17 protein-coding genes and 1 riboswitch are annotated in these 22,945 nt (G+C 40.8%); of the genes, 12 read left to right on the top strand and 5 right to left on the bottom strand.

Annotation, left to right across the window (positions count from 1 at the left end; genetic code table 11):
* Positions 1-207 precede the first annotated feature (207 nt).
* The 4 genes from NST13_RS12895 to NST13_RS12880 all read left to right on the top strand — a co-directional run bounded on the left by NST13_RS12895 (position 208) and on the right by NST13_RS12880 (position 6,133).
* Entirely contained in the window at positions 208-2,181 is a 1,974-nt protein-coding gene (locus tag NST13_RS12895; RefSeq protein ID WP_342580739.1) for a hypothetical protein, read from the top strand.
* A 27-nt stretch (positions 2,182-2,208) separates the two neighbouring features.
* Positions 2,209-3,507: a hypothetical protein gene (locus tag NST13_RS12890; RefSeq protein ID WP_342580738.1), complete on the top strand. Its 1,299-nt coding sequence runs from the start codon at positions 2,209-2,211 to the stop codon at positions 3,505-3,507.
* A gap of 53 nt (positions 3,508-3,560) precedes the next feature.
* The gene (locus tag NST13_RS12885; protein ID WP_342470631.1) at positions 3,561-4,163 is read left to right on the top strand and encodes a class D sortase; all 603 of its coding nucleotides are present in this window, start codon (positions 3,561-3,563) and stop codon (positions 4,161-4,163) included.
* A gap of 800 nt (positions 4,164-4,963) precedes the next feature.
* Positions 4,964-6,133 carry an MFS transporter gene (locus NST13_RS12880; protein ID WP_342580737.1) on the top strand — a complete coding sequence of 390 codons (1,170 nt, stop codon included), beginning with the start codon at positions 4,964-4,966 and terminating at the stop codon, positions 6,131-6,133.
* A gap of 46 nt (positions 6,134-6,179) precedes the next feature.
* Here NST13_RS12880 and NST13_RS12875 read toward each other — a convergent pair whose 3' ends face one another.
* On the bottom strand, positions 6,180-9,287 hold the full coding sequence (locus NST13_RS12875; protein WP_342580736.1) for an MMPL family transporter: 3,108 nt from the start codon (positions 9,285-9,287) through the stop codon (positions 6,180-6,182).
* Positions 9,288-9,424: 137 nt separating this feature from the next.
* Between NST13_RS12875 and NST13_RS12870 the strand changes: the two genes are divergently transcribed.
* From NST13_RS12870 to fumC, 4 genes are all read left to right on the top strand, one after another.
* The gene (locus NST13_RS12870; protein WP_342580735.1) at positions 9,425-10,000 is read left to right on the top strand and encodes a TetR/AcrR family transcriptional regulator; all 576 of its coding nucleotides are present in this window, start codon (positions 9,425-9,427) and stop codon (positions 9,998-10,000) included.
* A gap of 122 nt (positions 10,001-10,122) precedes the next feature.
* Positions 10,123-11,316: an ornithine--oxo-acid transaminase gene (locus NST13_RS12865; protein ID WP_342580734.1), complete on the top strand. Its 1,194-nt coding sequence runs from the start codon at positions 10,123-10,125 to the stop codon at positions 11,314-11,316.
* A 227-nt stretch (positions 11,317-11,543) separates the two neighbouring features.
* The gene (locus NST13_RS12860) at positions 11,544-12,098 is read left to right on the top strand and encodes a DUF1273 domain-containing protein (RefSeq protein WP_342580733.1); all 555 of its coding nucleotides are present in this window, start codon (positions 11,544-11,546) and stop codon (positions 12,096-12,098) included.
* A 278-nt stretch (positions 12,099-12,376) separates the two neighbouring features.
* Positions 12,377-13,765, top strand: a complete 1,389-nt coding sequence (gene fumC / locus NST13_RS12855; RefSeq protein ID WP_342580732.1) for a class II fumarate hydratase — start codon at positions 12,377-12,379, stop codon at positions 13,763-13,765.
* A 64-nt stretch (positions 13,766-13,829) separates the two neighbouring features.
* Here the strand turns inward: fumC and NST13_RS12850 are convergent, their stop codons facing one another.
* From NST13_RS12850 to NST13_RS12835, 4 genes are all read right to left on the bottom strand, one after another.
* Positions 13,830-15,128, bottom strand: a complete 1,299-nt coding sequence (locus NST13_RS12850; RefSeq protein ID WP_342580731.1) for a nucleobase:cation symporter-2 family protein — start codon at positions 15,126-15,128, stop codon at positions 13,830-13,832.
* A gap of 37 nt (positions 15,129-15,165) precedes the next feature.
* Positions 15,166-15,738, bottom strand: a complete 573-nt coding sequence (locus NST13_RS12845) for a xanthine phosphoribosyltransferase (protein ID WP_342470638.1) — start codon at positions 15,736-15,738, stop codon at positions 15,166-15,168.
* Between the two features lie 122 nt (positions 15,739-15,860).
* A riboswitch (purine riboswitch) is annotated at positions 15,861-15,962 on the bottom strand.
* A 138-nt stretch (positions 15,963-16,100) separates the two neighbouring features.
* Positions 16,101-16,790, bottom strand: a complete 690-nt coding sequence (locus NST13_RS12840; RefSeq protein WP_342470639.1) for a hypothetical protein — start codon at positions 16,788-16,790, stop codon at positions 16,101-16,103.
* An 89-nt stretch (positions 16,791-16,879) separates the two neighbouring features.
* The gene (locus NST13_RS12835; RefSeq protein WP_342470640.1) at positions 16,880-18,328 is read right to left on the bottom strand and encodes an amino acid permease; all 1,449 of its coding nucleotides are present in this window, start codon (positions 18,326-18,328) and stop codon (positions 16,880-16,882) included.
* Positions 18,329-18,504: 176 nt separating this feature from the next.
* On the opposite strand from NST13_RS12835, the gene NST13_RS12830 reads away from it, so the two are divergent.
* From NST13_RS12830 to NST13_RS12815, 4 genes are all read left to right on the top strand, one after another.
* A complete protein-coding gene (locus NST13_RS12830) occupies positions 18,505-19,704 on the top strand; it encodes an MFS transporter (protein WP_342470641.1) in 1,200 nt (399 codons plus the stop codon).
* Between the two features lie 70 nt (positions 19,705-19,774).
* Positions 19,775-20,329, top strand: a complete 555-nt coding sequence (locus NST13_RS12825; RefSeq protein WP_342470642.1) for a restriction endonuclease — start codon at positions 19,775-19,777, stop codon at positions 20,327-20,329.
* A gap of 282 nt (positions 20,330-20,611) precedes the next feature.
* Positions 20,612-22,102, top strand: coding sequence for a catalase (locus NST13_RS12820; protein ID WP_342580730.1), 1,491 nt, complete (start codon positions 20,612-20,614; stop codon positions 22,100-22,102).
* A gap of 248 nt (positions 22,103-22,350) precedes the next feature.
* Positions 22,351-22,944: a TetR/AcrR family transcriptional regulator gene (locus tag NST13_RS12815; RefSeq protein WP_342470644.1), complete on the top strand. Its 594-nt coding sequence runs from the start codon at positions 22,351-22,353 to the stop codon at positions 22,942-22,944.
* Position 22,945 lies beyond the last annotated feature (1 nt).

The following is a 22,945-nucleotide window of genomic DNA, read 5'->3' as shown; positions in this document are numbered from 1 at the left end:
TACAATTAAAAAATATTATATATCATTTTTAATTATTGTTTATATATCGTTGTAAAGGGTATTTTTTACTATAAAAATAAGAAAAATGTCCAACAACACCCTTCGGACTATACTAATGTAATTTTTTCTAAATTATGAACTTGTAAATTTTGTATTGAAATTATGATTTTTTATGGTAATACTTGTGTTATGAAAGGAGGTGAGAAAATGAAAAGAATATCGGTAATCATAGCAGCCGTTGTTCTCGTGTTAGGATCGCCTTCTATTTCATTTGCAAAAGATCTTGAGATTTCCGACAATGAGAGTGCGGGATCAAATACATTGAGCGTTTCGTCAAACGAAGTGAATGTTGACGGAGGACTTGCTGAATATGCCTACACTGATGTGGGGAACAGTGATAATTCGGTAAATACCCATTCAGGACTGGAATCAACTCAGGAAAAAACAGCTGCTGATGCAGGGCTTCTAAATGACTTAGGCACTAAAGTTGAAGAACAAATTAAAACCGCCGAAAATACAGTAGATGCAAATAATGCCGTTGCCGTTGAAAAAGAAAACTTAAGTGCCACAAGCCAAAAAGAAGCGAGCATCCAAGCTGATAGCCAAATAAAAGCTGACCAAAACAGCGTCGATTCTGTTGTGAAAGTGAAATCAAATAAACCGCTGCTTAGTGTCAATCTGTTAGGTATAAACATTAGTATCGGGAACAGTAACTCACTAATCAGCATTTCGACTGAGGGTGGCAAAAGCGGTTTGCTTTCCTTGGGAGTATCCGATTTATTGGAAGTCGGTCTTCTTTCTGGCCAGTCGACACCAGAAGGAAAATTGACTGATGGAAGCGTATTAGACCTCGGATTAAATACAAAATTATTAGGAAATGCAAACGTCAAGCTGCTTTCAGCAAAAAACGACGCACAACAGAAGTCCGGTGGCGTTCTTAATGTCGGTATTCAAAACTCCATGTTATTGAAACCGATCACCGGAGACGTTAATTTAGGTCTTCTTTCAGGTAGCGAGAGTCAAGAGGGAGAAACGAAAAAATCCAGCCAAGGATTATTAAGTTTAGGCTTGAAAGACTCTATGCTGCTTGGTGATTTAGGTGTAGGAGTTGTTTCTAGTAAGAGTGAAGAGAAGGTAGGAGAATCGTCGCTATCTAAAGGTGTTCTTCAATTAGACTTGAACAATAATCTTTTAGGTAGCAATCACGTTGGTCTCCTTGAAACGAATAAACAAACAAAAGGAGACGTAACGGTTTCCCAATCCGGGATTGTTGCAGTCGACCATTCATCCAATGTCGTGGGAGACCTTCATCTTGGCGTTGGGGAAGTAAATCAGTATCAATCACCTACTCTCACAAAAACCGAATCCGTACTTGTTACGGCTAATCTCACTCACTCATTACTCGGAAACAACCGTCTCGATGTTCTAGGAACAACAATTACCGAAACAGAAAACTCAAAATCCATATCAGGTGGGATTGTCAGCATCGACTTATTAGATGAAACCCACATTGGTATCGGAGAATATCAAAAAACAATCCAACCGCCTTCCGGCAAGGATGGAAAAGGTGGAAAAGACGGACAATCCAACGGAGGGAACAACGATTCTTCTAACAATCCAGGAAACAATAATTCTGGAGGAAATTCCGGAAAAGATTCCGGCAACTCTACAGGAAACATTCCGAACCCTAATGATGGAAACGGTTCTGCAAATACGCCTGGAAACGATTCAACAAACAAAGATGGCGTAACAGCAAATGAACCATCCGCTAATGTTGACAACAAAATTGTAGACAATTCAAACCCTACAGTTGGTCAACTATTGAATGAGTTGTTAAATAACGGAAAACAAATGATCATTAGTGGTGCAAGCAATTTCATTCAAGCGATTGAAAGAGCAACAGAAACACAAAGAGAAGTAAGAGAGAGAATAGGAAATCTTTCATCACCAAAAGAAATTGCACCAACTCAAAGTCATTCGAATTCCAATAGCAATTCCTCCGGTTCATCTTCCAATGGATTTGATGGCCAATCTCAAATTGTTGGATATATCTCACAAGATATATTAAAGTCAATAGCTGATAGATCAAGATTAAAATCTCTTGAAATAGCCTTATCGGATCAATGGCTGAAACCACCGTTAGATAAACCTCCAATTCAAATCTCCTTCTTTTCAATCTAAAAAAATAAAAAAGAAGGAGAATGATGAATGGAAAAAAATATCGTTGTTAAATCGCTAAGAGCTGCATTGTTTGCCTTAGTGTTGACTTTAAGTTTCGTAGTTTTCTCTGATAATGTTCACGCTGAAGAAACAACAGCGGGAGATCAAACAGCAACAAAAAATAATGATTTAGTTGGATCTCTTACAAATACTGCTACAGATTTAGTTAAAACTTTAACTAATTCTCTTACAGCAAATAATACAGATACAAAATCCAACACAAACACAGCTGCAAACACAAACACAACTACAAATACAACACAAAATAATCAACAAGGCGACAATAACAGCACAGGAGGTAATAACACTAACTTACCACCTACAGTGACAAAAGATCCTACAAAACTTCAAGACACAGACGACAGTAATGCGCTTGTAAAAGTTAGACTTGGCGGAAATCTGTTAGGTGGATTGTTAGGTGAAGTGAAAGTTGACGTGCTAGGTTCCGAGCAAAGCAAAGACGGATCTTACACAAGTTCTGGCATTGCAAAAGTGGATATTAAAGATTCCAAATTATTAGGTAATGCACACGTTGGAGTTGGTGAATCCACAACAACTAAATCAGGAACTAATACTACTCAAAATTCCGGATTAGTGTTAGCCGAAGTTTCCAATCCAATCCTTGGAAATATTGATGCCGGCGTACTTCAATCAAAACAAGTAACTGATAAAGATTACAAATACAATTACAACGGCGTTGCCAATGTAAACCTAAAAAATACGCCTCTTGGCGATGCACACGTTGGTGTAATTGAAAAAGAAGAAGTTGAAACAGATAAATACATTTATACTCACAGCGGTTTAGTTATTGTTGACACTAAAAACACTCCGCTTCTTGGAGACGTTCATTTAGGCGTTGCAGAAGATGAAAAATACGTAAGTAAAAACCAACAAGGTAACAACAATAATAACAACAACAATAACAACGGCGGAGACAACAATAACAACAATAACAACAATAACAACAACAATAACAACAACAATAACAACGGCGGAGACAACAATAACAACAATAACAACAACAATAACAACAATAATAACAACGGCGGCAACAATAATAACGGCGGAAACAACGGCGGTGGATCTAATAACGATAAAAACCAAACTACTCCATCTGGCAACGGAAAAACTGGCGGCAACACACCTTCTGGAAAAGGCGGTACAAACAACACAGCTACATTACCAGTAACTGGTTCAGCTATTGACTCAACAGTATTACTATTCGCTTCAATGCTATTAATCTTATCGGGGTTGGCTTTAAGAAAACGTTTCAACGAAATAATCTAATTTGAGAGGGTGCCCCGCCCTCTTCTTTTTTACAATTAAAAAGGAATGAGAACATGAAAAGAAAAATCGGAAACCTATTGTTATTGATTGGTCTTGCCATTCTTGCATTTGTCGCTTTTACGAAAATAAAAATATATTATGAACAGCACAAGCTCGAGAAAGAATTCTCATCGATCGAGTTCGCCACTTCCGAAGATGATTTGGGCAATACGGAGCCAACTTCTTTCAATGATGGGGATATGATTGGAAAGCTTACGATTCCAAAAATCGACTTGACAACCCCCATCGTCGAAGGAGCCAGCCAAAAAAATATGGAGAGTGCTGTCGGTCATTTGACTAATAGCAGCCCGTTATCTTCATTGGGAGATAAAAACAGCAACTTCGCAATTGCCGGACATCGTACCGCCACATTTGGAAAGTTCTTCAACCGTTTGGACGAACTTGAAAAAGGTGATGAATTCATTATTGAGACTAAAACAAAAAAATATACCTTTAACGTCATCAACAGCCAAATTGTGAAACCTACAGCCGTTGAAGTCATATTGCCAGTGGAAGATCAATCTTTAGTAACACTCATTACTTGTCACCCAATTTACTCAAATAAATACAGGCTCATTATCACAGGCGAATTTAAAGAAGTGACGGATAAAATGTAAACGACCATTTTTCTATTTTAGAAAAATGGTATTTTTTTATGTAACTTTAGCACTTTCATTTCCCCCTCATATTTTAGTAATTATAGACTTTTATCTCTCAACAATCTAGTAAAAATTTTCTTTAATTATTAAAAATCTGGCTGATTGCCCCTTCAAAAAACTATTAAGTGAATATGATGTAAATGAAAGGAGGTGAAAACAAAATATCAGTATAAGATTGTACGGTAATCTCTCAGAAAAAATCAGATATGAATAACATCTTTTAAATATCAAAGAAGGATACCCATTTCCGACATTGTGAATATGAGCAAATACAGCCTTTGATAATAAGTCAACATCACTTTTCATCATGCAATTGAAAGAGCCTGTATTTGTTTCATATCTGCCCCCTCACAATCGGAATGGTCTGGACGCGAATGTATCCTCAACTGTTACTTCTTATCGTTGGCTGATGGTGGATTTTTTGAAATTCAATGTTGTTTCCTCCATTGTAAATAGGATAGTCTCTCCGAATTCGCATTCCCATAATATTGAAACACCCCTTTCGACGACGAATGGTCCGTATGAAAAATTTTCTTCCACAAACTCCATATCATGTCAGGATGGTGAACCGCCATCCTTTTTTTTTTTTGAGTTTTTTTATTGAAAGTTCTATTTTATGCAAAGAATTTATAATTTCTTGACTGTTTCCCCTTGTTAAGGTTTAAATAGGAATAGACCTTTTTCAACTCTCTTCGCCAAACCTTGATATATAAGCATCTTGCAAGAAATCGATAGAATTTACTCTAAAGGGGATATTTATGAATTCGAAATCACAAAAAATAGCATTGGCATTGGTCCTCAGCAATATATTCATCACCTTTGTCGGCATCGGCCTCGTCATCCCTGTCCTGCCATCACTGATGAACGAATTATCCATAAGCGGTACCGTGGTGGGAAATATGGTTGCCGCCTTTGCGTTGGCACAATTGATAGCCTCTCCTATAACAGGCAAATGGACCGATAAGTATGGACGGAAGATCATGATAATAGTCGGTCTTTTTTTATTTAGTTTTTCCGAGTTTTTATTTGGTATCGGGAAGACCCTTGAAATCCTTTTCCTTTCTCGGATATTGGGAGGAATCAGCGGCGCTTGCATCATGCCTGCCATTACGGCATTTATTGCGGACATCACTTCAGAGAACGAACGCCCAAAAGCCCTTGGTTTTATGTCTGCCGCCATTAATACAGGATTTATCATAGGACCCGGTATCGGGGGATTTTTGGCGGAATTCGGCATTCGTGTTCCATTCTTTGCCGCCGGTGTTTTAGGAGCGGTTGTCGCCATTGCTTCCATCTTCCTGTTGAAAGAACCGGAACGCAGGGAGCAACCGGACATTATGAAAGGGCAAAAGGTCGGCTGGAAACGTGTTTTCATGCCAGTGTATTTCATCTCTTTCATCATCATTTTCCTTTCGACTTTCAGTTTGTCTTCCTTTGAATCATTATTCAGTCTCTTTGTCGATCACAAATTTGGATTTACCCCTCGGGATATCGCCATCATCGTGACAGGGGGCGGAATAGTGGGAGCAGTTGCACAAATTCTTTTGTTTGATAAATTGACGAGACGATTGGGGGAAATCATGGTCGTCCGTCTAAGCTTAATATTGTCCGCATTACTCGTTTTTGTGATGACCATCGTCGATTCTTACTGGTCTGTCATGTTAACCTGCTGGATTGTTTTCGTCGGATTTGATTTGATTCGTCCCGGAATTACATCATACCTTTCAAAAATTGCGGGAGATGAACAAGGGTTTGTTGGCGGCATGAACTCCATGTTTACAAGCATCGGAAATATTTTCGGGCCGATTATCGGCGGTATTTTATTTGATATGAATTTTAATTTCCCTTTCTATTTTGCAACCATTATCCTGGTTGTCAGCATCACCATTGCAATATTTTGGAAAAAGCAAACCCCATCGACCGAATAAAAAAGGTTATCCAGATTCAACCTTTGAACTGGATAACCTTTTATTTTTACTCCCTTTTCCGTACGGCCAATGTCTTCACTTTATGGGTCAATCCCATGACAGCCGGCATAAATGATGGAAGCATCACCAAACTTAACATTACCAATCCAACAATCACAATGACTGCCACTTGGATTAACGTGACGATGCCTGAAGGAAGCAATGCCGCAAATGTGCCGCCTAAAATGATGGCTGCCGATAGGACAACCCCTCCAATTTGTTTCTCTGCGTCAATTATCGCTTCATAACCTTTATCCGCATTTTCAAAGTATCGCATCATCAAGAAAATACTGTAGTCGACCCCAAGGGTAACAATCATGATAAAGCTGAAGAACGGCACATTCCAGCTGAAAGTGTCTTGTCCTATCACATGTTCACTGATGAATTCGGATGCTCCCAAAGCGGTGAAATATGCAATGACAAGGGATGCGATAATCAATAATGTCTGCCAGAAAGATCTTGTGATGATTAATAATACAAAAGCAATACCGATTAACATGATGGTGATGGTTCTCGCAAAGTCTCCTGTTGAGACATTTTGCAAATCCACGTTTTGAGCGGATTTTCCGCCCAACGCCACTTTCGCATCACTGAAACTCAACCCTTTGACAGTCGCTTTTACTTGTTCGTCAATATCTTTCAAAATGGACATCGCTTCTTTTGAGTACGGATTGACATCCAAAATAATATTGATTTTTGTTGTTTGGCGATCATCCGACATATACAGATCCAAGCTTTGCTGGAATTCTTCCCCCTCCAACACTTCTTGAGGGATATAGAAGACTTCATCGGATGCGGATGTCAATTCTGATAAATAATCCTGGGCATCCACAAGGCCATTTTTGATTTGTGATAAACCTTCCGCACTTTGGGATAAACCGGATTGCAAATCGCCCATTTTATCCTGTAATGCCGTCAATCCTTGCTGCAATTGCCGCTGTCCTTCGTTTACAGCCTTCAAGCCGGATTGCAGTTGATTTGTGTTCTCAACAATCGCGGATGTCCCTTTTGCGCCGGATTGTAATCCATCGGCAAGGGTAGAAGCGCCGGATTGCAATTGCGCAACGCCTTCTTCCATTTTTTTCAACCCGTTTGTAATTTGAGCCATGGAAGCATTGGCTGCCTGGAAAGATTTCAATGCTTGATCATATTTCGGGGTAATGGATTTAAGCTGGCCCAACAACGCTTCTGTCTGGGCTTTTCCTTGTTCTGCCATTGTGATGGCCTGCTTGATATTTTCGTCTGAATTCAGCCCGGGATTTGTTGCCACCGCCGCCTTCAGTGATTGTTGGATGGCAGAAAAGCTGCTATAACTTTGTTCAACGGCCTTTGAAATCGTTGAAATTACGTCCGCAAAGGAACCGAATCCTTTCTCCAATTCTTCATAGCTATTTTTTAGCATCGTTGCCCCTTGGCGCAACTCCCGAATATTATCTATTAAAGCGGATAAACCATTGCTGATTTCCTCCGCTCCTTGCGCCCCATCCTTCAATCCTTGGGAAACCCGGCTCAAGGCGATATTCAGCTGGCCGACGCCTTGTTCCATTTCTTCCGTGCCGTCGATCAGCTGTTGCACGCTGTCAAATTTGCCTTTGTCCACTTTGCCTAATTCCTGGTCCGCTTCGGATAATCCTCCGTGAATTTTAGAAATCCCTTCTTCTGCTGTACCAAGTCCCTCTGTTAATGTATTCACTTGATCCCGTACATATAATTCTTTAATTTTTTCTCCGGCAGGGCGTGTGACCGAATATACTTCCGATACCCCTTCCACCTTGGAAATGGCTTCTGTCAATTCATCAATATCCTGCAAAGCTTTTTGTGTCGCAAGAGGTTCATCGGAATGAATCATCAAATAGGAGGGAGCCGAAAAACCGGCTGGGAAATGGTCCTCTATGACTTTAATTGCTTGCTTCGATTCATATTTATCATTAATTTCCACTAAATCGTTATAGTTCAGCTCCCCAGAATTGGAGATAATGAACGGTATGCAGATTACCGCAATAATTGCAATAGCGGAAAGCGGTCTGTACAATGAGAATTTCGATAAAACTTTCCATAGTTTGTTCTCTGGATGGCCATTTACCTGTTTGGCTGGCCAGAACATTTTGAAACCGAGCACTGCCATGAAAAATGGATTCAAAGTAATGAGCACCAGCAAAAGCACGGCCACCCCGATGGCCACAGCGGAAGTCGCCCGATACAATTGGAACTCCGCCAAATATAAAGCCATAAACCCGATAAACACGGCAATGCCGCTGTAAATGACCGTCTTTCCCGCAGTGCGGTAAGTTTCGGTAATCGCTTTTAATATATGGCCGCCTTTGCTGACCTCTTCTTTGAACCGATTGTAAAGAAGAATATTGTAATCCGTACCGATACCAAACAAAATGACAACGATGAATACTTGCGTAAAGTTTGAAAACGGAAAATCAAAGTGTTCCACCAACTGTGTCACAATACCAAGGGAAACGATATAGGCGACCCCCACTGTAATGAGCGAAATGAACGGCACAATCGGGGAGCGGAATACAAGGACCAATACAATCAGGATGAAAACAACAGCAATAATCTCCGTCTTTTTAATTCCATCCTGGGACGACTTCGCAAAATCATCCAATACGATATCCGTACCTGTAAAGTAAGCATCGACTGTTTTTGTATCCGCCAGTTTCCTTAATTGCTGCGCAACTTCTTCCACCGTCCCGGCATTCTGATCCACAGCAATTTGCGTTAAAATCGTCGTGCCATCTTCCGAAACAAGCTGTTTTTCTGTTTCTTCACTGTCGTTATAAGCTAAAATACTAGTAATACCAAGTTCATCCCGCTGTTCTTTGAAATCCTCGATGATTTTATCTATTTCTTTTTTCTGCTCATCCGTCAATTTTTCTTTGCTATTAAATACGGCAATAAATTGATAGTTTTCCTTGCCGTCCGTCTCCATCCCGGTTTGCAAATTCTTTGCGATGGTGCTCTGAACATAGGCAGGCATTTCAACCTGTCCTTTTTCCCGAACCAATATATCTAAATTTGGCATGGTTATTAGCATAATAATAGAAATAACGAGCCAAAAAATAAAGGATGCAGTTCGAACATTGAGCCACTCCCTCAATTTCAAACTATCAAACTCCTTTCCCAATCGTTTTTTGAAAATCATTAAATTTCTAATAATAAAACTATCATGAAACAGCGGAACCGAACATAGACAATAATCTGCCATTTGTTTAAAATAAGCAAATTCCGGAGGGCAATGATATGAAAAATTCGAAAAAACTTCTTTCCAATTCCTTAAAAGAATTAATGAAGAAAAAGCCTGTCGAACAAATTTCCATCCGCGAAATTGCGGAATCGGCCGGGCTGAATAGACAAACCTTTTATTATCATTTTGAAGATATTTACGATCTGATGAGGTGGACTTTCCAACAGGAAGCTCTCGTTCTGATTGATGCCCATGAAAGCGCAAAAGTGTGGCAGGAAGGATTGCTGCAACTGTTCCATTATTTGGATGAGAACCGCGATATTTGCTTGTGTGCACTGCAATCGTTGGGCCGTAAACATATTAAACGATTTTTCTATTCGGATATTCATAACATCATTCATCGGGTGGTTCATGAATTCGGAATGAAACTCCATGCCCAAGAAGAATATGTATCTTTTCTGTCCCATTTCTTTACATTGGCTCTGGGTGCCGTTGTTGAAAGCTGGCTGAATGGAGAGCTGGAACAGACCCCAGAGGAACTCATAGCAATGATCGATTTATTCATCCAAGACCAACTGCGGGGGGCGGAGCAAAGAATTGCGGCAAAAAAACAAATAAAACCCGTATTGTAGAATAAATAATACTTTTCGACAAAAAATATAATCCATCATATATAATGAAGTAGATGAAGCCTGCTAAACCAGGGGAATGTTCGTTCTCGCGCTTCAGTACACTCTTTAAGGGGGGATTTTCTATGAGTAAGACATCAAAAGAAATAATTGAAATCACTGAAAAATATGGCGCCCGGAATTATAAGCCGCTGCCGGTTGTCATCAGTGAAGCGGAAGGAGTTTGGGTAAAAGACCCTGAAGGCAATGAGTACATGGATATGCTTTCCGCTTATTCCGCCTTGAACCAGGGCCACCGTCATCCAAAAATTATTCAAGCATTAAAAACGCAAGCAGATCGGGTGACATTGACTTCCCGGGCCTTCCACAACGACCAACTTGGACCTTGGTATGAGAAGTTATGCAAAATAACGGGAAAAAATATGGTTTTGCCGATGAACACCGGTGCTGAAGCCGTCGAATCAGCCATTAAAGTGGCCCGCCGCTGGGCTTATGATGTGAAAGGCGTGGAAGAAAACAAGGCCGAAATCATTGGCTGCACAGGCAATTTCCATGGGCGCACAATACTTCCGGTTTCCCTTTCTTCAGAGAAGGAATACCAACGGGGTTTCGGCCCATTAATTCCCGGAATCAAACTGATCCCATACGGGGATATAGAATCGCTCAAAAATGCCATCACGCCAAACACAGCGGCTTTTATCGTGGAACCGATCCAAGGAGAAGCGGGGATTGTCGTTCCGCCTGAAGGATTTTTAAAAGCAGCGGCGGAGCTTTGTAAACAGCATCATGTGCTATTGATCGCAGATGAAATTCAAACCGGCCTCGGACGCACCGGAAAAATGTTCGCCTGCGAGTGGGAAGAAGTTGTGCCGGATGTTTACATTCTGGGAAAAGCGCTCGGCGGAGGGGTTTTGCCAATTTCGGCAGTGGTGGCAAACGACGATATTTTAGGCGTATTAAATCCAGGTTCCCATGGTTCCACATTTGGAGGAAACCCGTTGGCATGCGCAGTTTCCATCGCATCACTTGAAGTGATCGAGGAAGAAAAGTTGGTGGAACGTTCGCTGGAGCTGGGGCAATATTTCAAAGGGGAACTATTGAAAATCAAATCCCCTGTCATTAAAGAAGTGCGAGGGAAAGGATTGTTTATCGGTGTTGAACTTCATGAACCTGCACGTAAATATTGTGAACAGCTGATGGAGAAAAGATTGTTATGCAAGGAAACCCATGATTTCGTCATTCGCTTTGCTCCCCCACTAATTATCACAAAAGAACAACTGGATTGGGCGTTGGAACGGATTAAAGAAATTCTTGAGTAAGCAGGAAAACAACCCGAAACTTCATGCGGCATTAAGAAAAGGATAGATGCACAGGAGGAATACCCGTTTGCATCTATCCTTTCTTATTAATCCTTTTTTCCAAATCGCCATTGTTGAAACTGCCCGTAACTGACCATTGGTACATATAAGATCAAAAATCAGCGCGCCCAATTTTGAATTTCCATTGATCATTCGATATAGTAAAGGTACAAAAGTGAGGGATGAAGATGATTAAATCGCTTTACGTTTCCGGATACAGACCCCATGAGCTGGGCATTTTCACCAAAAAACATCCGGGCATTCAAGTGATTAAAAAAGCAATCGAACATGAATTGAGAACTTTGATTGATGAAGGACTGGAATGGGTCATCATCAGCGGACAACCAGGTGTGGAAACATGGACTGCGGAAGTCGTGATTGAATTAAAAAAAGCATTTCCCCATTTAAAATATGCCGTCATCACTCCTTTTTTGGAAATGGAGAAAAACTGGAATGAAGAAAAGCAAGCCGAATACGCTTATATTCTGGGCAAAGCCGATTTTGTGACGAGTGTTACAAAAAGGCCGTATGAAGCCCCTTGGCAATTTGTTGAGAAAGATAAATTCATCATCCAAAACACCGATGCTTTATTGCTTGTCTACGATGAAGAACATGAAGGATCCCCGAAATATTTGAAAAGGCTTGTGGAAAAATATATGGAGCGGAATGAATATGAGCTCTTGACCATCACTTCTTACGATTTGCAAACCATTGCCGAAGAAATGCAAAGAGCGGAGTGGTAAATTTTCATCATTTATTTTGAATTCCCTGTTGACTTTTTAATTGATAATGATTATCATTATCGTAAAGAAAAAAATTCCGAGCTGTACCCCCAAAAAATATCTCGGAAAAGTATTTTCCAAATTATTTTCTCCAACTATGTCTATATCCCCCTATATGAATAGACATTTCTAGGCTGCAACTGACTGGCATGTTGCAGCCAAATTTCTATTATGGATTCTCTTTTTGGGTTAAAATACAGATACCAACCAATTATATTGATAAAGGAGTTGTATCAAAGATGGAATACCGTATTGAAAGAGATACGCTTGGAGAAGTACGTGTTCCGGCTGATAAAATTTGGGGTGCACAAACCCAACGCAGTAAAGAAAACTTCCAAATCGGCACAGAAAAAATGCCGAAAGAAGTGATCCGTGCCTTTGCCATTTTAAAAAAATCCGCAGCACTCGCCAATAAAAAATTAAATAAACTGTCACCTGCCAAAGCAGATGCCATCATTACAGCAGCTGATGAAATTCTTGAAGGCAAATGGGATGACCAATTCCCGCTTGTGGTTTGGCAAACAGGAAGCGGTACCCAATCCAACATGAATGTGAATGAAGTCATTGCCCACCGCGCAAATCAGCTATTGGAGGAACAAGGCTCTTCTGAAAAAGTGCATCCAAATGATGATGTCAATATGAGCCAAAGTTCCAACGACACATTCCCGACCGCATTGCATATCGCCGCTGTTCAAATGGTGGAAGACTATTTACTTCCTCGGTTAGAACTATTGAAAAATACATTAAAAGACAAATCTGAGGCTTTCAAAGATATTATCAAAATCGGCCGCACCCACTTGCAAGATGCAACACCTTTAACGCTTGGGCAAGAAATCAGCGGCTGGCACTACATGCTTGAACGTTCCGAAGAAATGATTAAACAAAATACGGAGTACTTAAAAAGCTTGGCCATCGGTGGTACAGCCGTTGGTACAGGCATCAACGCCCATCCGAAATTCGGCGACATGGTGGCGGAAGAAATCAGTAATCTCACCGGCAAAAAATTCGTTTCTTCTCCAAATAAATTCCATGCGTTGACAAGCCATGATGAAATCGTTGCAGCTCATGGCGCATTGAAAGCATTGGCAGTGGATTTAATGAAAATTGCCAACGATGTAAGATGGCTTGCCAGCGGTCCTCGCAGCGGCATCGGCGAAATTACGATCCCTGCCAACGAACCGGGAAGCTCCATCATGCCTGGCAAAGTAAACCCTACACAATCCGAAGCATTGACAATGGTAGTTACCCAAGTGGTGGGTAACGATGCAACAATCGCCTTTGCAGCCAGCCAAGGCAACTTTGAACTGAACGTATTTAAACCGGTCATTATTTATAACTTCCTGCAATCAGCGCGATTGCTTGCAGATGCCATGAAATCCTTTAACGACAAATGTGCAGTCGGCATTGAACCTAACCATGAAGTGCTTAAACGCAACTTGGAAAACTCTTTGATGCTTGTAACGGCCTTGAACCCTTATATCGGCTATGAAAATGCGGCAAAAATTGCGAAAAAAGCCCATGCGGAAGGAACAACGTTAAAAGAAGCAGCTCTTGCCCTAGGTTTATTAACCGAAGAACAATTCGACCAATATGTGGATCCAAAGAAAATGATTTATCCAAATGCTTAATCCCCCATCCCTTGACATAACCCATAAAAAAAGCCGGCGGAACTTTTTCCGCCGGCATATTTCTTTATTCTTCCACAGTTGTTGCGGCCACTGTTTTCGCTTTTTTCGGACCAACCATATTAAATAAAATGTTTAACACGATGGCAGATAAAGAACCGCACACAATTCCATTGGATGTTAAAATGGACAGGCTCTCTGGCAATACTTCGAAAATATTCGGAACAAAGGCAACCCCTGCTCCAAGGGCAACCGAAATCGCAACAATCATTGTATTTTCCGGTGATTTTAATATCTCAGGAGCCAGCATCGTAATCCCTTGCGTCAACACCATTCCAAACATGGCAAGCATGGCCCCGCCTAAAACAGATGTTGGAATAATGGTTGTGAGCGCCGCAATTTTTGGCAAAAAGCCTAATGCCACCAACATCACACCAGTAATGACGATGATTTTTCTTTCCTTCACCCCTGTCATTTTGATGAGGCCCACATTTTGGGAGAAAGTTGTATATGGGAAAGCATTAAAAATTCCTCCGATGATGGATGCCAACCCTTCCGAACGATACCCGCGGGCCAAATCTTCCGCCGAAATCCGCTTTTTCTCAATATCGCCTAATGCGAAATAGACGCCGCTGGATTCCACCAATGACACCATCGCAACAAGGGTCATTGTAATGATGGAAGCCAAATCAAAGGTTGGTGTGCCAAAATAAAAGGGCTGAACCATATGAAACCATCCTGCTTCTTTGACAGGTGAAAAATCCACTTTCCCCATAAACATACCTACAATTGTTCCAAATACTAATCCTAATAATATGGAGATAGAACGGATAAAACCTGTGGCAAAACGATAAATCAATAAAATGATGAATAGTGTTATCATCGCTAAAGCAATGTTGGACGCTGAGGCAAAATCTTCAGCCCCTTGTCCGCCGCCCATATTATTCATAGCCACGGGAACTAAGGAAATCGCAATAATCGTTACAACAGAACCCGTTACGACTGGAGGGAAAAATTTTACCAACTTTCCGAATACTCTTGATATGAGGATGACAATCAGCCCTGAAGCAATGATGGAGCCGTAAATGGCGCCGATTCCTTTACTTTGGCCAATTGATATAATCGGGAATACGGCTGTAAAAGTACATCCTAATACAACAGGCAATCCAATCCCAAAAACTTTCCCTCTCATCACTTGCAGCAATGTAGCAATCCCGCACATCATAATGTCGATTGCGACTAAGTATGTCATTTGCTGCTCATCAAAACCTAATGAACCACCAATAATCAACGGCACCAATATCGCACCTGCATACATGGCCAGTAAATGCTGTATTCCTAGAGTTATAGCTTTTCCATTTGTCATGAAATGATGTTCCTCCTCAAAATCATTCAACAATCGATTATTCAGCAAATTCAATCGTGTTATTTTTCAAAGACTTGATAATGGCTAAAGATTCCACCCGGACACCTTGTTCTCTCAGCATTTTTCCGCCATTTTGGAACCCTTTTTCTATCACGATGCCTACCCCGACTACTTTGCATCCGGCCTGCTTCGCAATATCCAACAATCCCTTTACCGCTTCTCCATTTGCCAAGAAATCATCAATGATGACCACATTATCGTCAGGAGATAAAAAGTCTTTGGAAACGGATATTTCATTCGTTTCTCTTTTCGTAAAGGAATACACTTGCGAAGTATACAAATCTCCGGATAGAGTCAAAGATTTCTTTTTGCGGGCAAATACGACCTGTGCACCAATCGATAACCCCAACATGGTTGCAGGTGCGATGCCGGAAGATTCAATCGTTAATACCTTTGTTATCACTTCATCTTTGAAACGGTTGGCAAATTCTTCCCCGATTTCTTTCATCAACAGCGGATCAATTTGATGGTTCAAAAAAGAATCCACTTTCAGCACTGTATCCGAGAGCACTTTCCCCTCTTTTAAAATCTTTTCTTTCAATAGATCCATTAAAGAATCTCCCTTTCGTCATTCCTTGATAATAAAAAACCCGAAAGACCTTTCCTATGAGGAATAAGCCTTTCGAGCCGATCGAAAGCACATAGACTTGTGCATATGTACTGCATCCGACAAATCTAATACTATCCCCTCATAGTCGACTTATTTACGGTAAGTCGGTAGAAACTTGCGAGCCATATTCCCGCGATTATATGAGTGCGATATTATTTATTTTTGAATGTTTATAATTATAAACACGTCAATTGTCGAATGCAAGATATTTCTATGAAAAAACACCCTTATTATTCGGAAATTACTGCAAATTTAGCCAACAGGCAATCAAATTGTTCGTATTTTCTGTTTTTTCAAAAGGTTCACAATAGACGGCCAATGGTTTCTTTCAACGTACCAAAAGCCGCCCCTTCTTTCCCGAAGTAAGACATATTGCGGCACACAAGTATTTTCACATTTTCCCCTTCTTGAAGGGGCAATTCCGCAACAACCCCTGATTGCTCCAGTTCCTGCACATTGCCTGTATCAAAGACATCCGCTTTATGAATCAAACGGTCATGAAAGTTTTCCCTGAATTCATCGAAAGCCTTTGAACCCTCAATGATAAGGATTTCCGGCGAGAATTCATAAAGCACTTGTTCAAACAATTTTTTCCCTGCAAGATAGCGAAAATGATTTTCTTTTTTCATTTGTTTAAATTGCTTATAATCTTCCGCCATAAAACCATTCACGTTCGTCAGCACGACGTTTTCATTGAATATTTTTTTCATCCATTGGGCAAAATTCAAACTTCCCTTATATTCCCTTGAAGCGTTGAGGATTTCAAGCCCATTTAATTGTTCAAACAGCTCCCCATCCACCAATGAATCGGCGTATATTTTTGCATCTTCCAAATCAAAATAAGCAAGGGATTCCGGATATAGTCCAACTAAAAACACTTTCGACTTATAGGGGTTCCCGTCCACTTGAAATGGCCGATACTTTATTTCTTCTGAGAGCCCGTCTGCAATCCACTCGTTAATTTTTCTAAAAAAACCCACTGAGACCGTCATTTTTTCCCATCCTTTACCAATCTTTTCATCCTTTTGACTTCTTCACGTTCTCCCGTTCCAACTACCCGGTTTATATGGATGAGTACTGTCTACTCATGTTTTTCAACATCCAATTTGCATTCCTCAAGGGGGATGATTTTGGTTTTATGTTTTATCTTATACCCCAACCATAGGATGATAAACAGCGGAAGCCCAATATATGAAACGGCAATGCCATGCCAGTCGATTGTCCCGATAAAGGCGCGATAATTTTGTCCGATGATGACAATTAAACATAAAATTAACGCAAACAATGACCCGAATGGATATACCGGCGATTTATAAGGCAAATCTTTCAAGTCTCTCCCCTGTTTTATATAGGCTTTCCGGAAACGGTAATGGCTGATGGCGATCCCTACCCATGCAATGAAACCGGATAATCCGGAAGCGTTTAATAACCATATATATACAACTCCATCTCCAAAAAAGGAAGATAAAAAAGCCAAACATCCTACCGCCAGAGTGGCAAGCAACGCATAAATCGGCACTCCACGTCCATTGATTTTGGCAAAAAGTCTTGGCGCCTTTCCATCAACCGCCAATTGCCACAACATGCGGGAAGAGGCATATAAACCGGAATTCCCCGCCGATAGCATGGCGGTTAAAATGATGGCGTTCATCACCGATGCGGCAAAAGCGATTCCCAATTTATCGAACACTAGCGTAAATGGGGAAACGGCCACATCTTCGGATAATAGGCGTGAATCTGTATAAGGGATCAATAAGCCGATTGCAAGGATGGCCAAAATATAGAACAATAATATGCGCCAAAAAACGGATTTTACAGCTTTCGGAATATTTTTCCCGGGTTCTTCCGTTTCACCGGCTGTAATCCCCAATAATTCCGTCCCTTGGAAGGAAAATCCCGCTGCCAAGAAAATCCCCACTACCGCTAGAAACCCGCCGTTAAACGGGCCGTCGCCAATGAAGAAATTGGACAAACCCACTTGTTCTTCCCCAATGATCCCAAAAACCATTGAATAGGAAGTGATAATAAAGATGATGACCGTTGCCACTTTAATCATGGCAAACCAATATTCACTTTCGCCGTACACATTGACGGATAGAATGTTGAAAGTTAACACGACCGCAATAAAAAGAATGGTCCAAAGAAAGGATGAACTGTCCGGAAACCAATATTTCATAATTAAATTGACCGCTGAAATTTCCGCGGCAATGGTAATGGCCCAGTTATACCAGTAGTTCCATCCCATCGCAAATCCAAAGGCGGGATCCACGAAATTTGACGCATATGTACTGAATGAACCGGAGGAAGGCATGTAAGCCGCCATTTCTCCCAAACTGGTCATTAAAAAGAACACCATCACTCCGATGAGAGCATAGGCCACCAATGCTCCACCCGGTCCCGCTTGCGCAACGGAAGCGCCGCTTGCGAGAAAAAGGCCCGTCCCAATCGTTCCTCCTAAGCTGATCATGGTTATGTGCCGGCCTTTTAAGCCCCGTTTCAGTTGTTTTTGATTATCTGTCTCTTTCTTCATGATGAATCTCCTTTGAGTCAGTTAATTCATTCCATATTTTCTTACCTAATTTATTTTCCAAGCATTCCTCTATAAAAATTTACAATTGGAAGTTATTATTATTTTTGTATCCATTCATAAAGGCACTTTATTAATATAACATTATTTTTGTTATTTTGAATTTTTGGAGGTTTATTATGAAGATTGAACGGGAATACCCCACTAAAAAAATTCACTTTACTTTTGCGACTTTTCTTTTTTTCATTGCCATCATCTTTTTCGCAACAACCGTAAGGACTCCGATCACAGGTGTAGGCACCATCATTTCATATATTCGTGAAGATTTGGGCATTTCAAATACGTTGGCAGGTTTTTTGACAACCATTCCGCTTCTCGCCTTTGCCACCGTTTCTCCCTTTGCGCCAAAGATTGCGCGCAAATTGGGCATGGAGTATACACTGTTTTATTCTTTAATTCTTTTGTCCATCGGGATCCTGATACGATCCATCGGAACCATCAGCTTATTGATTGTGGGCACGGTTTTGGTCGGCGTCGCCATTTCTTTCGGAAATGTTTTATTCCCAAGCTTTTTCAAAGCAAAATATCCGTATCAAGTGGGCTTATTGACAGGCATTTATACGGTGGCAATGAATATATCGGCAGCTGCATCCCTCGCCTTCAGCCAACCGGTTGCGGAGCTCACCGGATGGCAAGGGGCTCTCGGTTGTACCGTTCTGTTCGGTTTGCTCACAATGATCGCTTGGATTCCGATTCTTAGAGGCGAACGAATCGGCAAAAGCGAATCCGGGCAAAGTCAAAAAGGCGGAAAGAAAATTTGGCAATCCCCTCTCGCTTGGGCGATTGCGATTGCCATGGGCATGCAATCTTTATTGTTTTACTGCTCCACTGCCTGGATTCCGGAAATCTTGGTATCACAAGGATTCAGTCTGGAAAAGGCCGGTTTAATGACTTCGATATTTCAACTTTCCCAAATGCCGATGACGTTTTTCATTCCTATATTAGCGGAAAAACTGTCATCCCAGCGGCCAATTGTCTATTTCTTCACAATTTGTTACCTTATCGGTTTCAGCGGACTGCTCTTTCAATGGACAAAAGGTGCAGTTCTTTGGATGATTTTGTTGGGATTTGCGGCAGGCGCCTCTTTCGGCCTTGTATTGATGCTCTTTACTTTGCGCACCAGAAATGCGTATGAAGCTTCCGAAATTTCCGGGTTTGCCCAGTCTTTTGGCTATTTGATCGCAGCGGTCGGTCCCGTGTTGTTCGGGTTCATTCAGGAAATCACGGGAAGCTGGACTGTGCCAAACATCATCTTTATGGCAACATCCCTTATTTTATTTGTTTTTTCCTTCATCAGTGCAAAAGAACGGTATATTTAACAAACGCAAACATACGTACCCTTTTTATGGTACTATATATGATAAGTATGGTAGTAAGGGGTAAAGACTGTTGGCAAAAAGAACGAAAAGGAAAAATAAATTCAGAAAGACTTTGTTTCGGCTTTTACTGATCGGTGTTGCCTGCATCGGTTGGTACTATACAAAATCTTTGAAAGGCACGCTGATTACCTTAGGGGTATTTCTGCTCACCTTTTTTCTTATAAAAATATGGTGGAAAACAAGACGGGTTTTGCGTCTTCGAAAAGCGGGTATAAAACAAATAGATGAAATGTCCGGCGAAGAGTTTGAAGAGTATTTGGGGATGCTCTTTAAAAAGCGTGGATTTAAAGTGGCCTATACAAAAAGTTCAGGAGATTATGGCGCCGATCTTATTTTGCAAGATCGGGAAAGTACGATTGCCGTCCAGGCAAAAAGATATTCCGGTACGGTGGGTGTAAAAGCGGTCCAAGAAGTGATCGGCGCTTTAAAAATGTATGATGCGACGGAAGCCTGGGTGATTACTAACAGCTATTTTACAAAACAGGCTCAAAAATTGGCGGAATCCAATGATGTTTACTTGATTGACCGGGATGAATTAATTGAAATCATTTTAGATTCCAAATAATGGGTGTTCATCGTATTGATGACACCCTCTTTTATTATCATTTAATTTTTTACATTTTCAATTATCCCTCCTCCAATCAATATTATCACTGTTGGAACATTTGTAATTATCGTTTGATTTTACATACTTCAGAAGAAAAAATGAAGAATTCATCAATCTTAAAAATATATTAATATTTTTGTAAATAATTCTTAAAAATAATAATTCTAATTTAGTAGACACTTTAATTTACCTATGCTATATTAAGAATCAAGCAAAGAACAAATGAGGAGGGGCTATATTATGACGAACAATCTTAATAAACGCCAACAATTTACAAAAGCGAACGGTGCTCCGGTCATCAGTAACCACGATTCAATGACTGCCGGAAAAAGAGGTCCGGTATTATTACAAGACGTATGGTTAATCGAAAAACTTGCAAACTTCAACCGCGAAGTGATTCCTGAACGACGCATGCACGCCAAAGGTTCAGGAGCGCACGGTGTATTCACAGTGACAAATGACATTACAAAATATACGAAAGCAAAAATGTTCTCAGAAGTCGGGAAAAAGACTCCGCTATTCATCCGCTTTTCTACTGTGGCCGGTGAACGGGGATATGCGGATGCAGTCCGTGATATCCGCGGTTTTGCCATTAAATTCTATACCGAAGAAGGTAACTGGGACTTGGTCGGCAACAACACACCTGTTTTCTTCTTCCGCGATCCATTGCACTTCACTGACTTGAACCACGTGGTAAAACGCGATCCACGTACAAATATGCATAATCCAAACAGCAACTGGGATTTCTGGACATTGCTTCCTGAAGCATTACACCAAATCACCATCACCATGTCTGACCGCGGTATCCCTGCAAGCTACCGTCATATGCACGGTTTTGGTTCGCATACTTACAGCTTCATCAACGAAGATAACGAACGTGTTTGGGTGAAATTCCACTTCATTACGCAACAGGGCATCAAAAACTTGACAGATGAAGAAGCAGCTGAAGTAAGAGGAAAAGACCCGGATTCACACCAACGCGACCTTTACAACGCCATTGAAAACGGCGATTATCCGAAATGGAAAATGTACATCCAAGTGATGACAGAAGAACAGGCAAAAGAAATGCCTTACAACCCATTCGACTTGACAAAAGTATGGTATAAAAAGGACTTCCCACTTATTGAAGTTGGTGAAATCGAACTTAATAAAAACCCAGAGAACTACTTTGCCGAAGTAGAACAAGCGGCATTCTCACCATCCAACATCGTGCCTGGCATCGGCTATTCACCGGACCGTATGTTGCAAGCCCGTATTTTTGCATACGCTGACGCACAACGCTATCGCTTGGGTGTAAACCACTATTTGTTGCCAATCAACGCACCTAAATGTCCATTCCGCTCATTCCACCGCGATGGTGCAATGCGTTTCGATGGCAACCTGGGAAGCACATTAAGCTATGAACCAAACAGCTATGGCGAATGGCAACATAACCCGGACTTAAAAGAGCCGCCATTAGCCCTTGAAGGCGATGCAGACATCTACGATTTCCGTGAAGACGATGACAACTACTTCGAACAACCGGGAAAATTGTTCCGCTTGATGTCTGCCGATGAACAACAACGCCTATTTGAAAACACTGCCCGTAATATGGAAGGTGTCGAAGAATTCATTAAACGCCGTCATATCTTACACTGCTACTTGGCAGATCCTGCTTATGGCGAAGGTGTCGCAAAAGCCCTTGGATTATCTTTGGACGGTATGGATCTATCCAACCCATACAAGAAATAAACATGCCTGACTGAAACCTATTAATAATCGCTTACAAAAAATAATCTTCTAATCACTGATACTCATAACCTGCTTTGCCTGTCAAATGCAAAGCAGGTTATTATTTTTTTCATAGTTTTTACATTTATTATATTAAATATTCAGAAATTTCATACAAGTTTAACAGCTATACGTGTCAAATTTTGTTATATTTTAGTTAAACAACGTTTAAAACACTGATTAACTTTTTTGAGGCGGGGGGGGAAGCAATGAAAAATAAAGAAGATTACACCACAAAACAGGCCATATTAAATGCCGCGTTGGACTTGATGAAGGATGAAGGAATCAAAAGGGTCACCATTCGGAAAATCGCAAAGATCGCCGGCGTCAATGTCGCATTAATCAATTACTACTTTGGCTCAAAGGAAAATTTAATAAGCGAAGCAATCCAATCCCTGCTTACTTCTTTGAAAGACACCTTTACCATTTTCGATGACCCTTCATTAACATCAACGGAACAAATAAAAGGGTTTTTGCTCCAATATGCGCGCATTTTTCAACAATACCCTTTCATCGCCCATATGGTGATGCAAGAGAATCCATTAATTTTTAAAAGCCAAATGGAATATTTCAATTTCCTCAATGCCATTGGAATGAAAAAATTTAAAAACGCCATCAGTGAAGCTTCTGGCGAAAAAGATCCAAAAAGGTTGACCATTATGATGTCCCATTTGATAGGGGCTACTTTGCTGCCAAATTTAATTGACCCCATTTATGAATATGTCACGGGGTACCCCTTTTCAAACAATATTGAAACCCAGGTGGATATTCTGATACAGCAATATTTCTCTAAATCATGTTAGT

The organism is Ureibacillus sp. FSL W7-1570, from assembly GCF_038593265.1.
GTDB lineage: Bacteria > Bacillota > Bacilli > Bacillales_A > Planococcaceae > Ureibacillus > Ureibacillus suwonensis.
This window is presented reverse-complemented; position numbering and strand designations above follow the sequence as displayed.

Bases quoted from the DNA above. Each gene is read 5' to 3' on its own strand.
- NST13_RS12840 (WP_342470639.1), bottom strand. From the start codon at position 16,790: ATGACGGTCTCAGTGGGTTTTTTTAGAAAAATTAACGAGTGGATTGCA.
- NST13_RS12835 (WP_342470640.1), bottom strand. From the start codon at position 18,328: ATGAAGAAAGAGACAGATAATCAAAAACAACTGAAACGGGGCTTAAAA.
- NST13_RS12820 (WP_342580730.1), top strand. From the start codon at position 20,612: ATGACGAACAATCTTAATAAACGCCAACAATTTACAAAAGCGAACGGT.
- NST13_RS12865 (WP_342580734.1), top strand. From the start codon at position 10,123: ATGAGTAAGACATCAAAAGAAATAATTGAAATCACTGAAAAATATGGC.
- NST13_RS12860 (WP_342580733.1), top strand. From the start codon at position 11,544: ATGATTAAATCGCTTTACGTTTCCGGATACAGACCCCATGAGCTGGGC.
- NST13_RS12815 (WP_342470644.1), top strand. From the start codon at position 22,351: ATGAAAAATAAAGAAGATTACACCACAAAACAGGCCATATTAAATGCC.
- fumC (WP_342580732.1), top strand. From the start codon at position 12,377: ATGGAATACCGTATTGAAAGAGATACGCTTGGAGAAGTACGTGTTCCG.
- NST13_RS12895 (WP_342580739.1), top strand. From the start codon at position 208: ATGAAAAGAATATCGGTAATCATAGCAGCCGTTGTTCTCGTGTTAGGA.
- NST13_RS12850 (WP_342580731.1), bottom strand. From the start codon at position 15,128: ATGACAAATGGAAAAGCTATAACTCTAGGAATACAGCATTTACTGGCC.
- NST13_RS12880 (WP_342580737.1), top strand. From the start codon at position 4,964: ATGAATTCGAAATCACAAAAAATAGCATTGGCATTGGTCCTCAGCAAT.
- NST13_RS12845 (WP_342470638.1), bottom strand. From the start codon at position 15,738: ATGGATCTATTGAAAGAAAAGATTTTAAAAGAGGGGAAAGTGCTCTCG.
- NST13_RS12885 (WP_342470631.1), top strand. From the start codon at position 3,561: ATGAAAAGAAAAATCGGAAACCTATTGTTATTGATTGGTCTTGCCATT.
- NST13_RS12870 (WP_342580735.1), top strand. From the start codon at position 9,425: ATGAAAAATTCGAAAAAACTTCTTTCCAATTCCTTAAAAGAATTAATG.
- NST13_RS12830 (WP_342470641.1), top strand. From the start codon at position 18,505: ATGAAGATTGAACGGGAATACCCCACTAAAAAAATTCACTTTACTTTT.
- NST13_RS12890 (WP_342580738.1), top strand. From the start codon at position 2,209: ATGGAAAAAAATATCGTTGTTAAATCGCTAAGAGCTGCATTGTTTGCC.